The following is a 23199-nucleotide window of genomic DNA, read 5'->3' as shown; positions in this document are numbered from 1 at the left end:
TCCTTTCCATCCATGCTGTTGAAGCTTTACGGTGCGACGATATTTGATCGAGGCGACCGATCAAGACCAGATCGGCAATTGCCGCGCAGTTGCCCGCCTGATAGGCCAAAGCGTTCATAACCTAGGGAGATGTTCATGAAACACCATGCGTTTGGCCGCATGCCGTTCACCGTTACCAATGTCGGCTTCGGCGCCTGGCAGATCGGCGGCTCCTGGGGCGATATCAGCGAGGCGGATGGGCGGGCGGCGCTGAACGCCGCGCTCGATGCCGGTATGACGTTCGTCGACACGGCGGATGTTTACGGCGACGGCCGCTCGGAAAAGATCATTGCCGATGTCCTGAGGACGCGCGGCGGCGAGCGCCCGATGGTCGCAACCAAGGCAGGCCGCCGCCTCAACCCACATGTCGCGGAAGGCTATACCAAGGCCAATCTCCAAGGCTTCATCGACCGCAGCCTCAAAAACCTCGCGGTCGACAGCCTCGATCTCGTGCAGTTGCACTGCCCGCCGCGCGAGGTGCTTTACCTGCCTGAGGTCTTCGAGGGCCTCGACGCGCTGCAGAAGGCTGGAAAGATCAAGGGTTATGGCGTTAGCGTCGAAAAAGTCGAGGACGGGCTGAAAGCGATCGAATATCCCGGCGTCGTCAGCGTCCAGATCATCTACAACCTTTTCCGTCAGCGCCCCGACCATCTGTTCTTCGAGGAAGCATGTCGCAGGAATGTGGCGATCATCGCGCGCGTGCCGCTGGCAAGTGGTCTTCTCTCCGGCAAGATCAGCCGCGAGACGCAGTTTGCCAGCGACGACCATCGCAATTTCAACCGCCACGGCGAAGCTTTCGATGTCGGCGAGACCTTTGCCGGCGTACCTTTCGAGGTCGGGCTGCAGGCGGTTGAGGAAGTGCGCAAGCTGGTGCCGGCCGGCGTCACTATGGCCGCCTTCGCGCTGCGTTGGATCCTGATGGCTGAAGCCGTTACTGTCGTCATCCCCGGCGCCCGCAATGCCGAACAGGCGAGAGCCAATGCGGCCGCAGCCGATCTCGCGCCGCTCTCGCCCGATGTGATAGTGGCGACGCGCGAGATATACAATCGGCTGATCGCGCCGCATGTGCATCAGCGCTGGTAAGGCTGGAGCGAGTCGCTTTTATTGAAGGCTGCAGCGAGCCGAGAGCGGCCCCTCACCGGCTGCCGCCATCGACCGGGGTCGCGGCACCGGTTTCGACCCGTCCTCCGGACCCCCGCGAGCGGGGCGAAGGGATATGCCGCACGTGCTTCCTTCACCTCGACGTTGCGCTTGGCACGTCCCCTCGCCCCGTTTTAACGGGGAGAGGGTTAGGATGAGAATCTGTGTTGGCTGTCAAGGCGGATTTGGTGTCCAGAGACGGTTCTGAGATAGAAGGCAGTTTGCCAGCACGAGCAGCTTTCGCATGATGGCGACAAGGATGACCTTGGCTGGTTTTCCTGTGGCTTTGAGCGTGTCTGCGAAACGAGCAAGCGCGGGATTGTAGCGACATGCCGACAAGGCGGCCATGTAGAGCGCGCGCCGGGGTGCGGGCCTGCCGGCGCGGATGGAACGACGTCCGGTTCGTGCACCGCTGTCGTTCGCGATTGGGGCAAGCCCTGCCAGCATGGCGGCCTGTTTGCCCGAACATGTCCCCAACTCGTCCATGCCGGCCATCAAGGCCAGGGCCGTGACGCGGCCGATGCCGGGAATGGAGGTGAGGATCTCGGCCTTGCGGCAGAGCTGCGGATCCTCGCCGACACATCGTTCGATCTCTTTGTCGAGACGTTCGACATGCTGTTCCAGCCGTCGCACAAGGCGGTTGAGTTCGCCGCGCAGAAAGGCAGTGGTGGCAGCCTTGCTGCGATTCTGCAGGGCGGTGATGTCGCATTTGGCTGCCGATCGTGCATTGACCAGCTCCTGCAAGGCCTCGATGTGAGGACTTGGCGGCGTGTCGGCCGGCGGGCGCAGGCTCTCGGCCAAGAGCGCCAGGAAACGGGCATCTAGCCGATCGGTCTTGGCGAGATAGCCGCAGGCGCGGGCAAACATGCGCGCGCGCAACGGATCGACCACGGCGACGGCAAAGCCATCGAGCCAAAGCGAGTGATGGGCGGGGCGATGGAACTTACCGGTTGCCTCCATCACGATGCTTTTGGGCCGATGCCTGGCCAGCAGCCGTTTCAGCTGGTCGATGCCGGTCTTGTCATTGCTAAACCGCCGGCTTTCGCCCAGCGGATGCAGATGAACATCAAGCCACTCTTTACTCACGTCCACACCGGCATAAACTACCGGCATCGCGTCTTCTTGGAACGAAACCTTGCCTTGCATGCGGGACTTGCTCCCCATCATCTGTTCAGGACAAACGCGAGGACGGCCGGACCAATCTCATCCCCGGTTCAAGCCAAGGGGCCTGCGGTCCCGGCCGTCCGCACTCCGGCGGATGGCCATCCGCCGGAGTGCGCACCGATCATCAATCAGCGCGAATTGAACATGCAAGGGGCAGCTTTCAGTTCGTGGCACTCAGTTCGACCGGAAAGAACAAGGTCTCGCCGGAAGAGTCGCTCACACCGTCATTATCGGTGACAGCGTAAGGCTTGCCGGAGGCGTCGAAGGTGAAGCCTTCGAGCTTGTCGAGCACATAGCCGTTCGTCACGGCCTTGAGTTCGTCGAGGAAGTCGTGTGCTTCGGTCTTCTTCACGACCGGCAGTTCGGTGCCGAGCTTGGCGGGCTTCAGTTCCGAGATCGCCACCTTGTAAAGCTTCTTCAGCCTGGCGGCGTCGCCGACGAGGTTGTCGCGCTCGATGATGTAAACGTTGTCGCCGTGGGCGGAGATCTCAGACAGGCCGACCCAGCCGCTTTCCGTCTTGTCGAGGGGATAGCGCACGGCGCCCCATTCCTTTTTCTTCGGATTGTAGGAGACGAGCTTGACGAAGCCCTTCTCGTCGTCACCCCACTCGCGCTGGACGGCCATCCAGAGCGTGGCATCGTCGCCGGTGCCGACAATGGTGACACCCTCGAAGCCGTAGCGAATTTCGTTGGCGGCGAGTTCCCTAGGCAGAGCAATCTCGGCCTTGATGTCGCCCTTGGCATTGACGTTGTAGAGCGCATGCGGGACGAGGCGCTCGCTGTTTCCCTCCGAGGCGAGCCAGAAGGAGCCGTCGGCTGCGACCGCAATGCCTTCGATATCGAGCTTCTGGGCCGGACCACCGTCGCGCTTGACGACGAGGGCGTCGGTGATCACGGCCGGTTTCTTGCTGGCGTCGATCGTGTAGATCGTCGGCTGCGAGCCCAGAACGCTGTCGCTGACGGCGTAGAGCATGCCCGGTTTTCCGGGAACGGCGGCGAGACCCGAAAGCGCTGCGAAACCGATCGGATTGCCGTCCTTCTCGGCGGAGACGATCTGTGGATAAGCTTTTTCGCCTTCCGAGCGCTCGTAGATCATCACGTGCGAGCGCACTCCGCCGTCCTTGCCGAGATCGAGTTCATTTGCGGTCGCAAAGAGATTACGCTGGGGGATAGCGACCCCGCCTTCCGGCGAAATGCCCGACGGCAGAAGCTGCACGAGTTCGGGGTCGGCGCCGGTATCCTTATAGACGCCGACGACCGAGGCGCGCTCGGCAAGCAGGAAGAAATACTGGTCATCGCCGAACTTGGCGGCTTCGAGACCTTCCGGCTCGACGCCCTTCGATCCCGAACGGCTTTCCGGATAATGGCCGATATGGGCGACGGCGCGTTCGAAGGATGCGCCCGATTCGTAGAGGACCTTGCCCGTCTTGTCGAAGATGGTGAAGCCGCGCGAGCCGCCCTGATAGTCGCCTTCATTGGCGACGACGAGGCGGTTGTCGTCCAGCCACTTCACGGCGTCCGGCTCGCGCAGCACGCCCTTCGATTCGCTCGAGAATTTCAGGGCGCCGTCGCGCTTCGTGTCGATGCCGGAGAGATCGACGCTGCCGGCGGTAAAGTGGGTCTTCACCTGAGCCGTGTTGGCGTCGATGATGACGTGATGATTTCCGCGGATGTCGGCGACAGCTTGTCCTTGTCAGCAGGCAGGTTCTGGGCGACCGGGAAGGAGGCGATGCGGTTGAAAACCGGCTCGGCCGCGGCCGGGACGGCAACGGATGCGAGAAGCACGGCAGCGAGCGCTGCCTTGCGCGATAAAATTGTCATGAAATCCCCCAATGTCGAAAGATCGAACAGAGGGGTTTTGCGGGACTGCCATGACAGAGACATGACAGTCCGCGAGTTTTCAGAGGTCGGCGTCAGGCCGGCTGCCTTTCCCGGCGCATCTCGTTTTGCATGATGAAGAGCGACGCTGAAAGAATGAGCGCGGCGCCCAGCCAGAGATAACCGGCCGGCGCATAACCGAAAAACAGCCAGCCGGCGAGCACGTTCAGCGGCAGCTTCAGATCATCGAATGGCTGGACATAGGCGGCGTCAGCACTGGCATAGGCTAGGGTCAGCAGATATTGCGCCACGACCGTCAGGAGGCCCGCCACAAGGAAGAGCGCGAGTGTCGTGCCTGTCGGTACGGCGAAGCCCGCCGCAAGTGCCAGACCGCCGTTGATCGGCGTCAGCAGCACACACAGCCAGACGGTGATGGTCTCTGGCCTCTCGATACCGGTCAGGCCCTTGGTGATGAGCGAGGAGGCACCCCAGAGCAGTGCCGAGAGCACCGGCAGGAGCGCTGCGCAGGTGAAACTATCAGACCATGGCTGGAGGATGATCATCACGCCGGCAAAGCCGACACCGGTCGCTGCCCAGCGGGCCGGGCCGACGCGCTCACCGAGGAACAGGCGGGCACCGAGAATGATGAAGAAGGGTGAGGTCATGACCAGCGCGATCGCCTGCCAGATCGGCACTGAGGCAAGACCGGAAACCCAGGCCTCGACACCAGGCGCGGCAAAGAGGACGCGCACGACGTGCCGCCGGGGATAGTCGGTACGCATCGCCGCAAGGCTTACGCAGGAAGGGCAAGGAGAAGAGGAAGGCAAAGGCATATTGCCAGAAGGCTGCGGAGGCTGGCGGAAAGGCGAGTTTCATGGTTAGCCACTGGGTGAAGACGTTGAGCAGCGAGAAGGCCACGCCTCCAAGCACCATGAAAGCAGCGCCGGCAAAAGGCGCGAGAACGCGGCATTGTAAGGGAAATCTGATTCATGTCTTCCATCCAGAACTACAGCGCCGCGCGTCTTTCCAGACGCGCAAAGGACGCTGTAGCGCTTTTAATTGCTGCATAATTCATCCTTAAATCGATTCCGATTTAAGGAATTATGCAGGCGACCAACATAAATCAGGACGCATGAGGCGACGGCGCGCAGGGGCCGGCAGTCCCCTGCCCGCTCACGGCCATGCTCATTCTCTTTCTTCCGGACTATACCGTCGGCTCCGGAATCGCACCGGATCTGCTGACCCTTCCCCGGCCGAAGCTTGAGAAGGCGCTCGCGGGCTCGGGCCACAGCCCTTACCGCCGGTGGGGACTTTCACCCCGCCCTGAGAACAGCATTGTTGGTAAGACAAAGCGCTGCATACGGCAAGCGGCAAAACAAAAGGGGTCCGGCAGCGCCGAACCCCTCGAAAACCTGCTCAGCCGTTCTCGTTTACGGCCGGCGGATGATGAATCAGCCGTTGACGGCGTCCTTCAGGCCCTTGCCGGGCGTGAACTTCGGCACGTTGCGGGCTGGAATATCGACTTCAGCGCCGGTCGACGGGTTGCGGCCCTTCGTTGCAGCGCGATGAGAAACGGTGAAGCTGCCGAAACCAGCGAGGCGGATATCGCCCTTGTTCTTGAGTTCGGCCTGGACAACGTCGAAAACCGCGTCAACAGCGGAAGCCGCGTCAGACTTCGTCAGTCCTGCCTTTTCGGCCACTGCGGACACGAGTTCATTCTTGTTCATGTTTCCACCCCTTTCTAAATGGTATGAAACGACTCAAATGTAAGCTAGGCGCAGAATAGGTTTCATCAGGCCCGCCGGGAACCCAAAAGCCCTGCAAATCAAGGAAAAGCAAGCGTCTCCATGACGTTTTCACAAAAAAGGCTGGCGTTTCCGCCAGCCTTTTTGCGTCTTTTGCTTCAATCGGGCATAAATGTGGCAAACGCCACTCAATGCGCGATCGTTGCGCCCGTATCGTCGAGGCCTTCGACCGACGTGATGACGGGCGTTTCCACCGTGCCATCCCACTCGATCGGCTCCGGCCGACGGATCAGCGCATGCTTGATCACCTCGCCCATCCGCGAGACCGGGATGATCTCCATGCTGTTCTTCACGTTATCCGGAATCTCCGCCAGGTCCTTGGCGTTTTCTTCCGGAATCAGCACTTTCTTGATGCCGCCGCGAAGCGCCGCAAGCAGCTTTTCCTTGAGACCGCCGATCGGCAGCACCCGGCCGCGAAGGGTGATTTCACCGGTCATCGCCACATGCTTGTTGACCGGGATGCCGGTCATGATCGAAACGATGGCGGTTGCCATGGCGACACCGGCCGACGGGCCATCCTTCGGCGTCGCACCTTCCGGCACGTGCACGTGGATGTCGTTCTTTTCGAACATCGGCGGTTCGATGCCGAAATCGACAGCGCGCGAGCGGACGTAGGAAGCCGCCGCCGAGATCGATTCCTTCATGACGTCCTTCAGATTGCCGGTAACCGTCATGCGGCCCTTGCCCGGCATCATCACGCCTTCGATGGTCAGCAGCTCGCCGCCGACTTCCGTCCAGGCAAGGCCGGTCACGACGCCGACCTGATCCTCGCCCTCAGCTTCGCCATGGCGGAAGCGCGGGACGCCGAGATAGTCGGCGATGTTGGCGGCCGTCACGTGAACGGACTTCGTCTTGCCCTTGATGATCTCGGTGACCGCCTTGCGGGCGAGCTTCATCAATTCGCGTTCGAAACTGCGGACACCGGCTTCGCGGGTGTACTGCTGGCTGATCGCCATCAGGGCATCGTCGCTGACCGAGAATTCTTCCGGCTGCAACGCATGTTCCTTGATAGCCTTCGGCAGCAGGTGCCGCTTGGCGATCTCGCGCTTTTCATCTTCGGTGTAGCCGGCGATACGGATGATCTCCATGCGGTCCATAAGCGGTGCAGGGATGTTCAGCGTATTCGCGGTCGTGATGAACATCACATCCGACAGGTCGTATTCGACTTCCAGATAGTGGTCCATGAAGGTCGAGTTCTGCGCCGGATCGAGCACTTCGAGCAGGGCCGAAGACGGATCGCCACGGAAATCCATGCCCATCTTGTCGATTTCGTCGAGCAGGAAGAGCGGGTTGGACTTCTTCGCCTTCTTCATCGACTGGATGACCTTGCCGGGCATCGAGCCGATATAGGTGCGGCGGTGACCGCGGATTTCGGCTTCGTCGCGAACGCCGCCGAGCGCCATGCGGACATACTCACGGCCGGTCGCCTTGGCGATCGACTGGGCGAGCGAGGTCTTGCCGACGCCCGGAGGGCCGACGAGGCAGAGGATCGGGCCCTTGATCTTGGTGGCGCGAGCCTGCACGGCGAGATATTCGACAATGCGTTCCTTGACCTTGTCCAGACCGAAGTGATCGGCCTCGAGGATCTTCTCGGCATTGTTGAGGTCGGCCTTGATCTTCGACTTCTTGCCCCACGGAATGCCGAGCAGCCAATCCAGATAATTGCGCACGACCGTGGCCTCCGCCGACATCGGGCTCATCTGGCGCAGCTTCTTCAGCTCCGCCTCGGCCTTTTCACGGGCCTCCTTGGACAGCTTGGTCTTGGAGATGCGCTCTTCCAGTTCGCTCATCTCGTCACGGCCTTCCTCGCCGTCACCGAGCTCCTTCTGGATCGCCTTCATCTGCTCGTTGAGATAATATTCGCGCTGGGTCTTCTCCATCTGGCGCTTGACGCGCGAGCGGATGCGCTTTTCGACCTGCAGCACCGAGATCTCGCCTTCCATGAAGCCGAGAGCCTTTTCGAGACGCTGCTTGACGCTCGTCGTCTCCAGCATCTCCTGCTTCTCGGTGATCTTGATCGACAGATGCGAGGCGACCGTATCGGCGAGCTTGGAATAGTCGTCGATCTGGCTGGCGGCACCGACCACTTCCGGCGAAATCTTTTTGTTCAGCTTCACATAGCTTTCGAATTCGGAAACGACCGAGCGCGACAAGGCTTCCAGTTCGACCGGATCGTCATGGGGCTCCTCGAGCACATGGCCGAGCGCCTCATAGAAATCCTCACGGCTCGTATAAGTGTCGATCTCGGCGCGGGCGCGGCCTTCGACCAGAACCTTGACGGTGCCATCAGGCAGCTTCAGCAGCTGCAGCACGTTTGCCACGGTGCCGACATTGTGGATCGCCGAAGGGTCCGGATCATCGTCGCTGGCGTTGATCTGCGTCACCAACATGATCTGCTTGTCCGAGCCCATGACCTCCTCGAGCGCACGGATCGACTTTTCCCGTCCGACAAACAGCGGCACGATCATATGCGGGAAAACCACGATGTCACGCAAAGGCAGAACAGGGTAGGCAGTGCTGCTCGCTACAGACGTTTTCTTCGTCATTTTTTATCCTTTCCATCGTCCCGTTGCCGGGCTCTTTGCACGGCCGCTTGGGATCAGCCGGCACTCTCACTTGGCCTACAAGTGGAGGTTCTTACTATGCTTTTCAAGCCACGCTAACGCCCGCGTTCCCCGGATATGACAGCTTCGTTACAACGGAACACCAGCACTATGAAACGCGTGGCTGGACCGGCGCTTACCACTTCCGACCCGGCTATATACAACGCCAGCAATACACTCACGGAATCACTGCATCATTGCCAAGCATCGCCCCTTGCGCAACATCGGCAAAGGCAAGCTCCAGTTCCCACCGGCAAAATACTAACAGCGCCTCGCATGGTTTTTCAAATAGAAAGGGGCTCGCCTATGGCAAGCCCCTTAAAATAACGGTGCGAACCATAAGATTACGCGGAAGCGTTGGCTTTTTCTTCCTGACGATCGGCATAGATGTAGAGCGGACGAGCCGAGCCGCGCACCACCTCCTCCGAGATGACCACCTCGCGCACGCCTTCCAGCGTCGGCAGTTCGAACATCGTGTCGAGCAGGATCTTCTCCATGATCGAACGAAGGCCGCGGGCGCCGGTCTTGCGCACGATCGCCTTGCGGGCGATTTCGCGCAATGCATCCTCGTGGAAGGTGAGTTCCACATCTTCCATCTCGAACAGCCGCTGATACTGCTTGATCAGCGCGTTCTTCGGCTCGGATAGGATCTGGATCAGCGCGTCCTCGTCGAGATCCTCGAGCGTCGCCAAAACCGGCAGACGGCCGATGAACTCGGGAATGAGGCCGAACTTGACCAGATCTTCCGGCTCCAGTTCGCGCAGGACTTCGCCGACGCGGCGGTCGTCCTGAGCTTTCACAGTCGCGCCGAAGCCGATCGAAGTCTTCTCGCCGCGGGCGGAGATGATCTTGTCGAGGCCGGCGAAGGCGCCGCCGCAGATGAACAGGATGTTCGTCGTGTCGACCTGCAGGAATTCCTGCTGCGGGTGCTTGCGGCCGCCCTGCGGCGGAACGGAAGCGACCGTGCCTTCCATGATCTTCAAGAGCGCCTGCTGCACGCCCTCGCCCGAGACGTCGCGGGTGATCGACGGATTGTCGGACTTGCGCGAAATCTTGTCGACTTCGTCGATGTAGACGATGCCGCGCTGCGCGCGTTCGACATTGTAGTCGGCCGCCTGCAGGAGCTTCAGAATGATGTTTTCGACATCCTCGCCGACATAGCCCGCTTCCGTCAGCGTCGTCGCATCCGCCATGGTGAAGGGAACGTCGATGATGCGGGCGAGCGTCTGGGCCAGATAGGTCTTGCCGCAGCCTGTGGGTCCGACGAGCATGATGTTGGACTTCGCCAGCTCGACTTCGCCGTTCTTGGAGGCGTGCGCCAGGCGCTTGTAATGGTTGTGAACGGCGACCGACAGGATCTTCTTCGCCTGCCGCTGGCCGATGACGTATTCGTCGAGGACCTTGATGATGTCCTGAGGCGTCGGGACGCCGTCGCGGGACTTGACCATCGAGGACTTGTTCTCCTCGCGGATAATGTCCATGCACAATTCGACGCATTCATCGCAGATGAAGACGGTCGGTCCGGCAATCAGTTTCCGGACTTCGTGCTGGCTCTTTCCGCAGAACGAACAATAGAGGGTGTTCTTGGAGTCGCCGCCGTTGCTGCCGCTGACCTTGCTCATATCACTTTCCTTCCAGCACGCCGCATTTCAAGGCGAAATCGCGGTCCACTCTATCAGCTCCTGGCGGCACTCCGTTTCCGGAGCCTTTGCCGAGAAGGGCTTCAGGGGCTACAAACCGGTCCCAATCAACCATGTCAGGGTCCCGGCGGCAACGAATTCCCCTTCGAATGCCGAATGCTATGTCATAAAAATTCAACATAGCATTAATAGTTACTATTAGCGTCTTCGTCGCCAGTTGAAAGCCTTGTTCGATCACAAATGAGATAGAACTGTGGCGAGGAAAACACCATCCCAATTAATTACTAGGCCTGCTCGCCTTCCATCTCGAGGCGTGATGTCAGAACCTTGTCGATGACGCCCCAGCCCTGGGCCTCGTCCGCATCCATGAAATGGTCACGATCGAGCGTCTTTTCAACTTCCTCGTAGCTGCGGCCGGTGTGCTTGACATAGACCTCGTTCAGCCGGCGCTTCATCTTTAGGATGTCGCGGGCGTGGCGCTCGATGTCCGAGGCCTGGCCCTGGAAGCCGCCCGAGGGCTGGTGAACCATGATGCGGGAATTCGGCGTGGCGAAGCGCATGTCTTTATGGCCGGCCGCCAGCAGCAGCGAACCCATGGACGCGGCCTGGCCGATGCAGAGCGTCGAAACTGCCGGTTTGATAAACTGCATCGTGTCGTAGATCGCCATGCCCGCGGTGACGACGCCACCGGGAGAATTGATGTAGAGAGCGATTTCCTTCTTCGGGTTTTCCGCCTCGAGGAAGAGAAGCTGGGCGCAGACGAGCGTCGCCATGTGATCCTCGACGGCGCCGGTCAGGAAGATGATGCGTTCCTTCAACAGACGGGAATAGATGTCGTAGGAGCGTTCACCGCGGTTGGTCTGTTCGACGACCATGGGCACGAGGGCCATTGCGGTATCAACTGGGTTTCTCATGTGCGTCCTTTGTCAACGTCATGCCGGCACGCCGGGAATCAAAGAAAATGTCTTATCCCTACATAGAGTGTCCCTGCCCTCCTCTTCAAGACACGCATTGGGATAACGTTAAGAAGACGGGGCAAGGCCCCAGGGCTTGGGCGCCGAAAGCCTCTTTCTCGCAAACGCCTGTCGGCGGCGAGCCCTCGATGTCGTCTCCCCTCGCTTTTCTCCATGACAGAATGAAGAAAAGGTTACTCCATTCGACAGCGCTCAAGCACGTTTACCCAACGGAAAGCCTATCGCCAGATACCGGCCGAAAATCGTGCCGCAGTGCAACGACATTAAGGAAGTGGCGAGCTTCCTCCGCAAGGATGCGGGCCAACAGACAAGGTCGACGGGCAAGGGGTTGCTGCCGTGTTCAATATCGCTACAGGTCTCGCCATCTGGTGTTCGGAGGCCATGACGCTCGCTCTGGTGCTCTTCGTCGCTTGGCGCCACAATGTCAGAAATGAAGCCTATCTCTATTGGGGCCTGGGCTTCTTTCTGACCGCCATAGGCTTTGCGATGATCTCGCTGCGCAGCGAAATCCCCAGCCTGTTTTGCATTGAGGTGGGCAATGCCATCGCGCTGCTCGGCCAGAGCGCCTGGGTGGCGGGTTTTCTCGCACTCGACCGCAAGAAGATCGAATGGTGGGCTCTGCTGCCGCCGGCAATCTGGCTGGCCGGGGTCTTTCTGCCCTGGGTCAACACTGATTATTCCAACCGCGTCGTGCTCTATAACCTCGCTTCGGCGACGGGCGCCACGGCATTGGCCATGGCGGTCGCCGCCGGCGACATCCGCCGTGAGCGCACCCGCACTAAGCTTATGGGAGTGTTCGTCATCCAGGGCTGCCTGTGTTTCGGCTCGGCGCTGACGATGGCGGTTACGCTGCCGAGCGATATCGAGGCAACTAATCTCGGCGGCGTCTCGGCCATGGCAAGCGCCTTCCTGCTCACCATCGCCTTCGCGCTTACCTGTCGACTGGTGATGGAGCGCTCCGAACGGCATCTGCGCGCCATGACGCTGACCGATTCCCTGACCGGCGTGCTCAACCGCCGTGGCCTGCTCGGTTATTTCGAGTCAATTCAGGAGAGAGCCCATAGCGAGCAGCGGCAGGTCGCGGTGATCCTTTTCGACCTCGATCATTTCAAGCGCGTCAACGACCGTTTCGGCCATCAATCCGGCGACGCGGTGCTCACCGCCTTCGCGCGCATGGCCCGGCAATATATTCCAAACAACATCTTCGGCCGCATGGGCGGGGAAGAATTCGCCGCCTTCGCAGCTGTCGCGGATCAGACGGAAGCCGAGGCGATCGCCGAAGCGATCCGTACCGAATTCTGCCGCCTTCCCGTCAGCACTGGCGAAGCAATCGTTCCGGTCACGGTGAGCATCGGCATCGCGCTCGCCTCCTCGATCGAAGCCAATATCGACAAACTGATCTCAGCCGCCGACCGGGCTCTCTATGCGGCCAAGGCCGCCGGCCGCAATTGCACGGTCACCTTCGGCGAAGAGGAAGCGGCGGCTCCAGCGCCAGCCACGCCGAGCACCACCGCCGGCGAACTCGTGCCCACGGTCGACGACCAGGTCGAGGCGCTGCGACGCATGGGCACGCTGTCACGGGCCGGTTAGCCGCAAGTCTGAAAACAGATTCAATCCCCAGGCTTAGACAAAAATTCTCGATATGGTCAGCGCGTCTGATCGGGCGTGCCCGGCTTCCGCCGGCCTTTCTCTCCCGCATCTTTTACAGGCCGGACAAATCCGTTAAGCCTCAACGCATGACCATACCGCCCTTTCTCTCGATCGATCGCGCCAGCCGCCATGTCTCGCTGGATGCTCGCAACCCGGCCTTCTATGGCAATCCGAACGCCGTCTATGCGGCTCTTCACGCCCACTGCCCGACCTTTTATTGGGAGGAGCAGAAACAGTGGTTCTTCACCGGCTACGACCATGTGAACGGACTGTTGCGCGACCGCCGCTTCGGCCGGCAGATCCTCCATATCGCCAGCCGGGAGGAGCTGGGCCTCGCCGAGCCGATGCCGCATCTTGAAAGTTTCGATCTCTCGGAACGTTACTCCCTGCTCGAGCTGGAACCGCCGGAGCACACGCGTCTGCGCACGCTCGTCAACCGCGCCTTCGTCTCACGCCATGTCGAGAAGATGAAGCCGGAGCTTGTCGCGCTTGCCAATCGGCTGATCGACGGCTTTGCGGAGAAGCGCGAAGTCGAGCTGCTCTCGGCTTTTGCCGACATCATCCCGGTGACTATGATTGCCCGCATGATCGGCATCCCCGAGGAGATGGGGCCGCAGTTGCTCGCCTGGTCGCATGCCTATGTGCGCATGTACATGTTCGGCCGCACACGCCAGCAAGAAGAAGAGGCCGAACGGGCGGCCAGAGAATTTTCCGACTATGTCAGAGGGGTAATCGCCGAACGCCGGGCAGAGCCTCGCGATGACCTGCTGACCCACATGATCCGCACGGAGCACAAGGGCCAGTATCTCACTGAAGAAGAACTCATTTCAACGACGATCGTGTTGCTCAATGCCGGCCATGAAGCGACCGTGCACCAGATCGGCAACTCCGTGCACACCATCCTCAACAGCGGTCGAGATCCGGCAGAACTCTTCCGGGACGATGCGGCGACGGAGCGCACCATCGAGGAGACCCTGCGCATCTGCGCGCCCGTCCACATCTTCCAGCGCTGGGCGCTCGAGCCCGCGGAGATCGACGGCGTTTCGTTCAAGCGCGGCGAAAAGGTAAGCCTCATCCTCGCCGCCGCCAATCTTGACCCGGCGAAATTCACCGATCCCCTCGCCTTCCGGCCTGATCGCAACGAGGCTCCAAACCTCTCCTTCGGCGCCGGCATCCATTTCTGCATCGGCGCGCCATTGGCGCGGCTGGAACTCAACGTCGTGGTACCGATCCTGTTCGAACGGCTTCCCGGCCTCAGGCTGGCAAAGACGCCCGTCGTCAAGGACGTCTATCATTTCCACGGGCTCGACCGCCTGGATCTCCGGTGGTGATCGGCACAGTATCCCAGATCGGCCGAAGTTCCGCCCAGCCTGCTGCCGCGATCTCGCGGCATTACGCTGCCTGTTCTTGAAGCTTGCTGGATATGTCGAGCGCCGACATCGGTTTTCCGATCAAATAGCCTTGCAGTTGGTCACAGCCGGCCTCCCGCAAGATCGCCGCCTGACGGCTATTCTCGATGCCCTCCGCCGTAACGGGAATCTGCAGAGCGGTCGCCAAAGAGATGGTCGCCTTGAGAACATCGGCGCCATTCGAGGCCTGGTCAAGAGCGGAGACTAACGAGCGGTCGATCTTCATCCGATCAAAGCCGAACTGCCGCAATGCGCCGATGCTTGCATAGCCGCAGCCGAAGTCGTCTAGCGCGAATTTGATACCGACTTGCTTGAGGTGATCTATCGACCGACGCGCCTGATCCGGATTGGTCATGAGGACGCCTTCGGTGATTTCCAACGTCAGCCGCCTCGGATCGAAATCGAGTTCCTGTAGGAGGGAGATCACGTCGGCGGCAAATTCCGGATTGCAGAGCTGAACCGGCGAGACGTTGACGGACAGGGCCATACCTGGCCAATTTCTGGCGTGCTCGATCGATGTTTTCAGCATATGACTGCCGAGCGCATCGATGAGGCCGCATCTTTCGGCAAGCGGAATGAAAATTTCCGGACTGATATTTCCTGTCGCAGTGCGCCAGCGGGCCAGCGCTTCAAGACCGGTCACCGCGCCCGTCGTCGCAGAAACGAGAGGTTGGAATACGGCTTCGATCGCGCCATTGCTGAGCGCATTCTTCAACAGAGCTTCCAGTTCAGCGATCCTTTCGCGCTCCCGATCCAGCTCGGGGTCATATTCGATCGCCCGGCCTTTGCCATTTTCCTTGGCGCGGTAGAGGGCCATATCAGCCCTGCGCAAAAGCTCCAGCGGCTCAATGCCTGCATCACGCGCAGCAGCTCCGATACTCGCACCAACTTCGATCGTTCGTCCGTCGATTTTGAAGGGTTCGACAAACAGCGCCAGAATGGTTTCTTCTATCTCCTGACGCGGAGCAGTGCCGGCCTGGACCAGAGCGAATTCGTCGCCTCCCAACCGGGCCGCAGCAACGACTTCGGGATGACAGGCGATCAGCGCGTTCGAAACGATCCGGATAAGGTCGTCCCCCACCGCATGACCCCAGGCATCATTGACGGCCTTGAACCCATCAAGGTCGACCAGATAGAGGCGGGGCGGCGCACTATCCGAACCCTCCAGGTCTTCCAGCAGGGCGAGAAGCCCATGCCTGTTCAGCAGGCCGCTCAGACTATCGTGATTTGCTTCGAAAATCGCTGCCTGCGCCAGTTGACGCAGACGCCGCGCTTCGGCTGCGCCCACCAGCAGAACGCCGGCCAGGAATAGCACGAGGATGATGATGGCGGCTGCAACGAAAGGGTAGACCTGTCGGAACACGGCGCTTCCCGGCGCTTTGCTCGGCCAGACGAGATGGCCGATGACGCCACCCTTCATATCCGTAATCGGTGTGTTCAGCAGACCCGGCTCGGGCGCGGCGGCAAGGCGCAAGCCCTCGAGTTCGTGTTCGTTTGACAGCGTACTGAGGACGTCCGAGTTGAACTCTTTGTAAAAGCTCAGCACGCTGAGCTTCGGAAGCTCGCCTTCTTTCTCGAAAGGCTGGATTGGCTGTGATGCGATGACAGCGATTCCGGTTTCCGTCTTAATGAAATTGACTACCGGCGCCTGTGGGAAATCGATGGCCGTATTGATCTGCCGGTAGAAAGCTTCGCCGAAAAAGGCGCTTGGCTGGAAGGGCTCGCCTTTGGCATAGGCGGAGACGATCGACGAGCGATCGGGACCGGTCACGATGGCACCGTCATAGAGCGGGTAATCCTCGCTGGTCTTTCCCCAGTTCTCATAAGCCCAATCCGCGGCTCCGGGAGTTGCGATCGCCTTATAGGCATCATCCCATACGGCGTTGTCGGTTGTCGTCGCGCTCAGGCGGCTGACAAAGGCTGCGATCGCTGCGCGTGAGGCGCGACTGGCCCTGGCATCGTCGATTTCGTTCGCCGATCGGGTCATCGAGGCCACGACGTGGGCCATGAGGCCGGTCAGAACGAGCGCGACGACAAGGAAGAAAACGGTGGTCGCAATGATGGAAGACGTTTGGGTCCGAACGTGCCTACCCGCAAGATTCGACGACATGCCAATCCCGAAAAGATGAATTTCAAGGCCATGTCTATAGTGACGGCAGGAGACATCATGTCCGCAATGCGCTGCAGATAAGGTCTAGCACTTGACGATTTAGGTTCGATTAATAGGCAACATCAAATGCCTTTTATCGGCGGAGGGGAAGCGGTTATTGCAGGAGAAACGGGTCATAATCGCAGCAAAGCGGGACAGGCCCGCCAACGTGAGAGTCGGCTCTGAGCCGCTGTTCAGACCTTGATTACATAGTCCTTGCGAGTCGTTTCAACCACTTCCCAGGTTCCCTTGAAGCCCGGCCTCAAGATCATCCGGTCGCCCGGCTTCAGATGCACCGGCTCACCGCCGTCCTCCATCACGATCGAATGGCCTGACAGCAGGCTGAAATATTCCCACTCTTCGTAGACGATCCGCCATTTGCCGGGTGTTGCCTCCCAGATTCCGGAATAAAGACCGCCGTCGGTCTCCTCCAGATTCCAGGTGCGAAATAGCGGATCGCCGGAGACGATCCGAGCGGCCTCCGGGGCGCCGAACTCGGGTTCGACGCCATTGATGTTGAAGGTGATGAAATTCGCCGCAACCATCATAAACCCTCCGCCGCCAGTGTCTTTCGCGGCAAACGTCTGCGCGCGAATGTTCGAAATCTTTGCAATTTGTCTCTCGTCGCACAGGGCATTTACCGCCTTGGGAACTGAGCCCTTTTCCCATCACCTTGAGCGACATTTGTGAAGATGGCGGTTAGGATTGACGGCAGTGCTTTCAGTTGTGAGAATTTTGCCAGCCTTGGCAGCGGTCGTATTTGACACAATGCTACCTGGTAGGAGCCGCTTGAAAGAGGGGCTATCTTGGCGCGGCCGAGCGCAGGTCCGGTCGCCGCTCTGTCACTCCGACGGGGACAATTGTCAGAGCAACGATACCCGCCTCATCGGCTGCAAGCAGAAGCGACTCGCGGAATCGTTCCGGGCTGATTTTGCCGGTAATTGCATCGACACAGGCTTTTACGGCAGCGACGTATTCCTCGCCGTCATCAGAGGGCCAATCGTTGATCAGGAGATGTGCCGCATCGCCGAGCGTCCGGACAATCTTGCGTGTTGCCGGACCGCGCAAAGCAAGCGCGACCGGCGTGAATGCCCCTGATGTATTCCAGCACATCGTCCCCGACCCTCAAGGCATGGTTACCGCAATCCTAACCGCGCAACATACGCTTGTTTTCTGAAATTTGGAATTGAAAACTGAGCAATAAAACCGCTTCACCGTGAAGTAGCGGGAACTAAAGAAAAGGGCTCAAGGACCTCCTATCCGAGCGCCCTGAGGCTCGGCAGCATTGTTCCGACCGATTTGCAATTGGTCGCCACCGAAGCGCAGCGCTCAGCGTTTGGCACGAAGCCCATAGCCGTCATGATGATCCAGTCAGTTCCTTTGGGTGCTGGTCACTCTGACATAATAGCCGTCGGGGTCGACAAGGCGAAAATCGCGCAGTCCCCAAGGCTGCATGGCGAGGGCGGAAAGCGGCCAGCCGCTCTCTTCCGCCTTGCGATAGGCATCCTCGACATCAGTGACCTTCAAGACGATCTCGACGCCGAGGCCGACCCTGTCGCCAATTTCGCCGCGTAGCGGATGATCGCTCGAAAAGACGCTTCGCGAATTAATCGCGATAACGGCGTCGCCGTTTCTCAGCGTTGTATATTCCGTGCTCGCCGAGCCCTCGACTTCAAAGCCCAGGACTCGCTGGTAGAAATCAATCGATGTCTGAGGCGTTTGGACAAACAACTCCAAAGTCAGGTGCAACTGGGCCTCCCTCTCTATGCTTTTAGCAGAACAAGCAGATGAACGCCGCACTGGAACGGTCAAACTTCAACTGCCTGGTCCGGATCAAACAGGCTGCCGCCGCAATTCGCAAAGGACTCGTTTCACTCCCTGTTCCAGCGACAGGTTCGATGTGTCGAGAATTTCGCAGCCGTATGCCGCTGCTTCATGCCGTAGGAAGGCGGCCCAGTTTATCATATCCGGATTTGCCAACTCAGGCTGGCCTCGATCAATCGAAAGGCGCCTGGCTCGGGTCTCGTCGTCGCAATCGATCAAGATACAGGAATGCGAACCGATCCCGGCACGTGCGGCCGCTTCGGCCAGAAAGGAAAAACGCGACTGGCCCTCGAATAGGAAGGTGCGCCCTTCTGCCAGGAGCGGCGACAGTCGCGCCATCCAGGCGAAAGTGGCCGCTCTCTGCCATCCTTCGACGGAGCCGAATTGACCAACCATCTCCTCGACGGGCGGAACCCCGATGCGGTCCTGGTAAAAGACGTCGATCTCTTGCCCATGAAGTCGCTCAATAGCTTCGGCGATTGTCGTTTTTCCGGCCCCCGATGCGCCAGTGAGAATGACGAGAGGCATGATTGCTCCATCCACCGCAGTCAGCAAAAGCTATCAGCAAGGCAGCGTCGGTCGTATTCCAAAGGTCGTCGGGCCGACATTGCGACGTCCGCCGCGAAGGCGAGCGAGGGCCGCCTCTTCAACGGGCACGGCACTTCAAAGGCGAAACGCCTTAGATCGCTCATCGAGCGCGCCGGCGTCTTCGGTCGCGAGGCTATTGCGCGAACTCTGGGGCTACCGCAGCACCATCGTCACGTGAGCAGGCGCTGGAGGCCCTCGGTCAAGAAGTGAGGCGACCCGCCGAAATACGAACAAGTCGCGTGACCTAACTCCGCCAATCAGAGAGGCACCATCTATCGCCTATTAGACTTTGTTACTGGCCTCGTATCGGATTTCGAGTGCGCTGAGATTCGCGATGTTCCCATGCCTCGGAGCGATTAATGGAGGGCTGCGGGCGCAGGCGCGATCAGGGGGAACCGCGCGATTAATATACTGGTGAGTTCCTCCTGGGTGCGATGGCCGCGATTGAAAAGGTCGATTGCCGCGCTGCAGATCATTTCCGATGTCTTGTCGTCCGGTTTGGCCTTGTAGTGCCTAAACCAAGATTGAACGGACAGCGAGAGCACGGCCCATTCTGTTTCTTGGACGCTCGTGATCAACATTCCTCATCTCCTCACAAGTTGAAACGCGGCAGCTTTGCAGGGCTTTACAAGTGAGCCTGCAATCCCATTTGTGCCGTGACGTTGAAGAATATCTCCTGCCATTCAGTGCGAGATGATCGCACGACCGCTGGAGGCCAGATGCTGTGTAATGGCGCGCCGGATTTCAGTAACCGTGTCGAAGAGCCTGTTGTCCAAGTCGATGACATTGAAGCGGACAGCGATGAATTTGAGGCGGTTTTCCACGGGGACCGCGATCCCGACTTCCTGACCATTGAATACGACAGCTTGCTTTTGCATAACAAACCTCGGGCGCGCCACACGGGAGCACCATCTTAGAAAAGTGGAACAAAGGGTTTACGACGCGTCAGACTGCCGTCGTAGGTCAGTATCGGATCGAGACGAGATCACGCATTCGCTGCACCACCGCGAAGAAACGAAGACGGACAAACAAAGTCATGATCCTCCCTCAAGCGAGGTCAAACGATCGCTGAGCAGCGCCGACAAGCGCCGATATTTCGGAACTTCTCGCTAAAAAACGTAGTCGAGAACTTTCAAGTAAGCAACTGATTTTTGTATTTATTTAGCGCTTTAAATCGTATGACAATTACCGCAGGTGCGAAGTTATAGATGATGTACGTTCATCCAACCTGTCGTCGAGGCCGGCTGGTGGGACCGACGTAAGCGACAGGGCCGTTATTGGGCAGGTCGAAGACCCAGTACGAACCATGGCTAGCGCCAATGTTTGCGGGGCTAACCGGCAAAAAGAGGCGATGTTCCGCTCCTGCGCTGCCTTCCAGAAGCTGTCGGGACCTACCTTCATGATGGCGGTACGCCTTCCGGCATGGCTTCTCGGACCTAAGTCCCTATCGCGAACCAAATTACCAGTTCGCTGTTTCCTTCGTATCACGAAGGAGGACTGCCATGAGCTTTGAGCCTGAAAGCCTAGCCAACGATCAGCTTGCGAGCGTGCAGGCCGCGGTGTCAGCGGAACCAGAGCTGGAAAGCTCGTCCATCTCTGTAAGCATGGTCGGCAGAAACGTCCTGTTGGAGGGCTATGTGGCCGGCTACGGTGATCGGGAGAAGGCGACGGCGATCGCCGCTTTGATCGCGGGCCCGGAGAACGTGCGTGATAGGATGCAGGACCGGGAGGAGATAAACGGGTAACGCGTCACCAAGCGGGAACTTTGGCGTAATCTCAACGCTTCCGCCCTTGTCGTTCGGCAAGGCATACTTGAATGCGTTTGTGACCACAATCAAACCGATTGACCAGGCCTTGTTGGAGGAAACGAGTAGTTGCGGGCTGCTGCCCTGAGGGCGATTGGTCTCACATCGCGCAGCAGATCGGCCACCCCCCTGCGCCAGCTATTCCAGGTTGTCGGCGATGTCGACTGACGCGCAAAAGCGAGGCCACGGCAGCCAGGACAATCAGATCTTCGAGAGCGCCTGCTCTAGATCGGCGATGATGTCGTTGACGTCTTCAATGCCGATGGAAAGCCGCACCACGTCGGGTCCGGCACCGGCGGCGATCTTCTGCTCGTCGCTCAGTTGCCGGTGCGTCGTCGAGGCCGGATGAATGACGAGCGAGCGGGTGTCGCCGATATTCGCAAGATGGGAGAAGAGCTCAACTCCTTCGACCAGCGTCTTACCAGCCTCATAACCGCCCCGGACGCCGAAGGTGAAGACAGAGCCTGCGCCCTTCGGCGAATAACGCTGCTGCATGGCATGGTTCGGATCGTCTTCGAGGCCGGCATAATTCACCCAGGCGATCTTGCTGTGCGCCTTCAGCCACCGGGCGACGGCGATGGCATTGTCGCTGTGGCGCTGCATCCTGAGCGGCAATGTTTCGATGCCGGTGAGGATCAGGAAGGCATTGAAGGGCGAAATCGCTGGGCCGAGGTCGCGCAGGCCGAGCACGCGGGCAGCGATCGCGAAGGCGAAATTGCCGAAAGTCGCGTGTAGAACCATGCCGTTATATTCCGGCCGCGGGCTCGACAGCATCGGGTAATTGCCTGACTTCGACCAGTCGAAGGTACCGCCGTCGACGATAAGGCCGCCCATGGAATTGCCGTGGCCGCCGAGAAATTTGGTCAGCGAGTGCACGACGATATCGGCGCCGTGCTCGATCGGACGGATGAGATAGGGTGTTGCCATCGTGTTGTCGACGATCAGCGGCAGGCCGTGGCGATGCGCGACGTCGGCAATGGCGGCGATATCGACGAAGGTGCCGCCCGGATTGGCAAGGCTTTCGATAAAGATGCCGCGGGTCTTGTCGTCGATCTGGCTTTCGAAGCTCGCCGGATCGGCGGAATCGGCCCATCGCACCTGCCAGCCGAAATTCTCGAAAGCATGGCCGAACTGATTGATCGAGCCGCCATAGAGCTTGCGGGCGGCGATGAAATTTTCGCCCGGGCGCATGATGGTGTGGAAGACGATCATCTGCGCCGCGTGGCCGGAGGCGACGGCAAGGGCCGCCGTACCGCCCTCGAGCGCGGCGACGCGTTCCTCGAGCACGGCCTGCGTCGGGTTCATGATGCGGGTGTAGATATTGCCGAAGGCCTGTAGGCCGAAGAGGGCGGCGGCATGATCGGAATCGTTGAAGACGAAAGCGGTCGTCTGGTAGATCGGCGTCACCCGTGCGCCGGTAGCCGGATCGGGCTGTGCGCCTGCGTGGACCGCCAAGGTGTTGAATCCAGGATCGTTCTTGGCCATGTCGCCCTCCGAATTGTTGCTCACGGGGCAGGATCATAGCTTGTCGCCGACGAAAGTTAACCGCGATCCGTTTCAACCCTTGGGCGTTCGGTGGAAAATCCGTCTCAGGGCAGCCCCCATCAGGCAATGAGACGAGGATATTCGATCGCCGGGCAGCGGTTCATCACCACTTTAATGCCGGCAGCCTCCGCCTTTGCCGCCGCGGCATCGTTGCGGACGCCAAGCTGAGCCCAGATCACCTTCGGCAACGGCCTCAGCGCCAACGCCTCCTCAACGACCCCATCGAGATATTCGGCGGCGCGAAAGACATCAATCATATCGATCGGCACCGGAACGTCGGCAAGACGGGCGTAGACGGTGCGGCCCTGTATCTGTTTGCCCGCCTGCCCCGGATTGACCGGTATGACCTCATAGCCGCGCGACAGCAGATAGCCCATGACGCCGTTGCTCGGCCGGGCCGGATTGGGCGAGGCACCGGTCAGCGCGATGGTCTTTACCGACTGCAGGATTCCGGCGAGATAATCATCCGTGTAGGCGTCGTGATCCATTTCCGTTTCTCCATTCCGGCAGCGCCTGTGAGCCTGCCGACATTTTTTTGCATTTCGGCAGAACCGGCTGCACGTGTTTGCGTATATAAGAGTTGAATGGCTCTGAGGATGATTCAATGAGAAAAATTGCTCTTGCCCTCATGCTTGTGCTCGCCGCATCACCGGCAGCAGCGATCTCGCGCTACAATCCGCTCACCATGAGCTGCGCCGGCGTGCGGGCTGCCATCCACAATCAGGGCGCCGTGATCTTCCGCTACCAATCTCCCCGCGGGCTGCCGCTTTATGATCGCTACGTGCGCAACAGCAATTATTGTGACGCGACCGATTATGCGGAATGGACCCATATCCCGACAAAGGACGATCCACGCTGCCCGGTTCTGAACTGCCAAAGCCTAGACAACCTTGACGGGATGCTCTTCGTTCCGCATCATCAGCTCTGACCTCCCCGCCGCCGCAACCCCTGCAGGTGCCGATCGCCTTCCGCGCTTGCAAACAGGCTTCCAGTTCAATCGCGCGATGCGATTTCTCTGAGAACATACAATCTGAAGCTTCTTTTTT

General features: G+C 59.6%; 19 protein-coding genes, 2 pseudogenes and 1 riboswitch. Of the genes and pseudogenes, 5 read left to right on the top strand and 16 right to left on the bottom strand.

Annotation, left to right across the window (positions count from 1 at the left end; translation table 11 throughout):
- Window positions 1-135: 135 nt before the first annotated feature.
- Window positions 136-1122 (top strand): aldo/keto reductase, encoded by a 987-nt coding sequence (locus NXC14_RS08365; RefSeq protein WP_085777767.1) that lies wholly within the window; start codon window positions 136-138, stop codon window positions 1120-1122.
- A gap of 231 nt (window positions 1123-1353) precedes the next feature.
- Here the strand turns inward: NXC14_RS08365 and NXC14_RS08360 are convergent, their stop codons facing one another.
- The 7 genes and pseudogenes from NXC14_RS08360 to clpP form a co-directional block, all read right to left on the bottom strand.
- Window positions 1354-2325: an IS110 family transposase gene (locus NXC14_RS08360; protein WP_085777273.1), complete on the bottom strand. Its 972-nt coding sequence runs from the start codon at window positions 2323-2325 to the stop codon at window positions 1354-1356.
- A gap of 178 nt (window positions 2326-2503) precedes the next feature.
- Window positions 2504-4164 (bottom strand): annotated as a pseudogene (locus NXC14_RS08355) (esterase-like activity of phytase family protein).
- 92 nt (window positions 4165-4256) lie between these two features.
- Window positions 4257-5152, bottom strand: a pseudogene (locus NXC14_RS08350) (DMT family transporter).
- A 192-nt stretch (window positions 5153-5344) separates the two neighbouring features.
- Window positions 5345-5496: riboswitch (FMN riboswitch) on the bottom strand.
- 116 nt (window positions 5497-5612) lie between these two features.
- A complete protein-coding gene (gene hupB / locus NXC14_RS08345; protein WP_003558438.1) occupies window positions 5613-5888 on the bottom strand; it encodes a DNA-binding protein HupB in 276 nt (91 codons plus the stop codon).
- A gap of 206 nt (window positions 5889-6094) precedes the next feature.
- A complete protein-coding gene (gene lon / locus NXC14_RS08340; RefSeq protein ID WP_085777766.1) occupies window positions 6095-8512 on the bottom strand; it encodes an endopeptidase La in 2418 nt (805 codons plus the stop codon).
- Between the two features lie 401 nt (window positions 8513-8913).
- Entirely contained in the window at window positions 8914-10191 is a 1278-nt protein-coding gene (gene clpX / locus NXC14_RS08335) for an ATP-dependent Clp protease ATP-binding subunit ClpX (protein ID WP_004680013.1), read from the bottom strand.
- Between the two features lie 302 nt (window positions 10192-10493).
- On the bottom strand, window positions 10494-11123 hold the full coding sequence (gene clpP, locus NXC14_RS08330; RefSeq protein WP_038688182.1) for an ATP-dependent Clp endopeptidase proteolytic subunit ClpP: 630 nt from the start codon (window positions 11121-11123) through the stop codon (window positions 10494-10496).
- A gap of 396 nt (window positions 11124-11519) precedes the next feature.
- Here clpP and NXC14_RS08325 point away from each other — a divergent pair, with 396 nt between their 5' ends.
- Both NXC14_RS08325 and NXC14_RS08320 read left to right on the top strand, forming a co-directional pair.
- Window positions 11520-12773 carry a GGDEF domain-containing protein gene (locus tag NXC14_RS08325; protein WP_085777765.1) on the top strand — a complete coding sequence of 418 codons (1254 nt, stop codon included), beginning with the start codon at window positions 11520-11522 and terminating at the stop codon, window positions 12771-12773.
- 146 nt (window positions 12774-12919) lie between these two features.
- The gene (locus NXC14_RS08320; RefSeq protein ID WP_085777764.1) at window positions 12920-14164 is read left to right on the top strand and encodes a cytochrome P450; all 1245 of its coding nucleotides are present in this window, start codon (window positions 12920-12922) and stop codon (window positions 14162-14164) included.
- Window positions 14165-14225: 61 nt separating this feature from the next.
- Here the strand turns inward: NXC14_RS08320 and NXC14_RS08315 are convergent, their stop codons facing one another.
- From NXC14_RS08315 to NXC14_RS08285, 7 genes are all read right to left on the bottom strand, one after another.
- Window positions 14226-16352 (bottom strand): bifunctional diguanylate cyclase/phosphodiesterase, encoded by a 2127-nt coding sequence (locus tag NXC14_RS08315; RefSeq protein WP_085777763.1) that lies wholly within the window; start codon window positions 16350-16352, stop codon window positions 14226-14228.
- Window positions 16353-16585: 233 nt separating this feature from the next.
- The gene (locus NXC14_RS08310; protein ID WP_085777762.1) at window positions 16586-16939 is read right to left on the bottom strand and encodes a cupin domain-containing protein; all 354 of its coding nucleotides are present in this window, start codon (window positions 16937-16939) and stop codon (window positions 16586-16588) included.
- A gap of 253 nt (window positions 16940-17192) precedes the next feature.
- Window positions 17193-17504 (bottom strand): DUF982 domain-containing protein, encoded by a 312-nt coding sequence (locus tag NXC14_RS08305; RefSeq protein WP_085777761.1) that lies wholly within the window; start codon window positions 17502-17504, stop codon window positions 17193-17195.
- 258 nt (window positions 17505-17762) lie between these two features.
- On the bottom strand, window positions 17763-18140 hold the full coding sequence (locus NXC14_RS08300; RefSeq protein ID WP_085777760.1) for a VOC family protein: 378 nt from the start codon (window positions 18138-18140) through the stop codon (window positions 17763-17765).
- 84 nt (window positions 18141-18224) lie between these two features.
- Window positions 18225-18743 carry an AAA family ATPase gene (locus NXC14_RS08295; protein WP_085777759.1) on the bottom strand — a complete coding sequence of 173 codons (519 nt, stop codon included), beginning with the start codon at window positions 18741-18743 and terminating at the stop codon, window positions 18225-18227.
- Window positions 18744-19159: 416 nt separating this feature from the next.
- Entirely contained in the window at window positions 19160-19384 is a 225-nt protein-coding gene (locus NXC14_RS08290) for a hypothetical protein (RefSeq protein WP_085777758.1), read from the bottom strand.
- Between the two features lie 102 nt (window positions 19385-19486).
- Window positions 19487-19681, bottom strand: coding sequence for a hypothetical protein (locus NXC14_RS08285; RefSeq protein ID WP_064711990.1), 195 nt, complete (start codon window positions 19679-19681; stop codon window positions 19487-19489).
- Window positions 19682-20305: 624 nt separating this feature from the next.
- On the opposite strand from NXC14_RS08285, the gene NXC14_RS08280 reads away from it, so the two are divergent.
- Window positions 20306-20548 (top strand): BON domain-containing protein, encoded by a 243-nt coding sequence (locus NXC14_RS08280; RefSeq protein WP_085777756.1) that lies wholly within the window; start codon window positions 20306-20308, stop codon window positions 20546-20548.
- A 261-nt stretch (window positions 20549-20809) separates the two neighbouring features.
- Here the strand turns inward: NXC14_RS08280 and NXC14_RS08275 are convergent, their stop codons facing one another.
- Window positions 20810-22093, bottom strand: a complete 1284-nt coding sequence (locus NXC14_RS08275) for an O-acetylhomoserine aminocarboxypropyltransferase (RefSeq protein WP_085777755.1) — start codon at window positions 22091-22093, stop codon at window positions 20810-20812.
- A gap of 119 nt (window positions 22094-22212) precedes the next feature.
- Window positions 22213-22641: a CoA-binding protein gene (locus tag NXC14_RS08270; protein ID WP_085777754.1), complete on the bottom strand. Its 429-nt coding sequence runs from the start codon at window positions 22639-22641 to the stop codon at window positions 22213-22215.
- 116 nt (window positions 22642-22757) lie between these two features.
- On the opposite strand from NXC14_RS08270, the gene NXC14_RS08265 reads away from it, so the two are divergent.
- Window positions 22758-23081 (top strand): hypothetical protein, encoded by a 324-nt coding sequence (locus NXC14_RS08265; protein ID WP_085777753.1) that lies wholly within the window; start codon window positions 22758-22760, stop codon window positions 23079-23081.
- Window positions 23082-23199 lie beyond the last annotated feature (118 nt).

Source organism: Rhizobium sp. NXC14, assembly GCF_002117485.1.
Taxonomy (GTDB): Bacteria; Pseudomonadota; Alphaproteobacteria; order Rhizobiales; family Rhizobiaceae; genus Rhizobium.
This window is presented reverse-complemented; position numbering and strand designations above follow the sequence as displayed.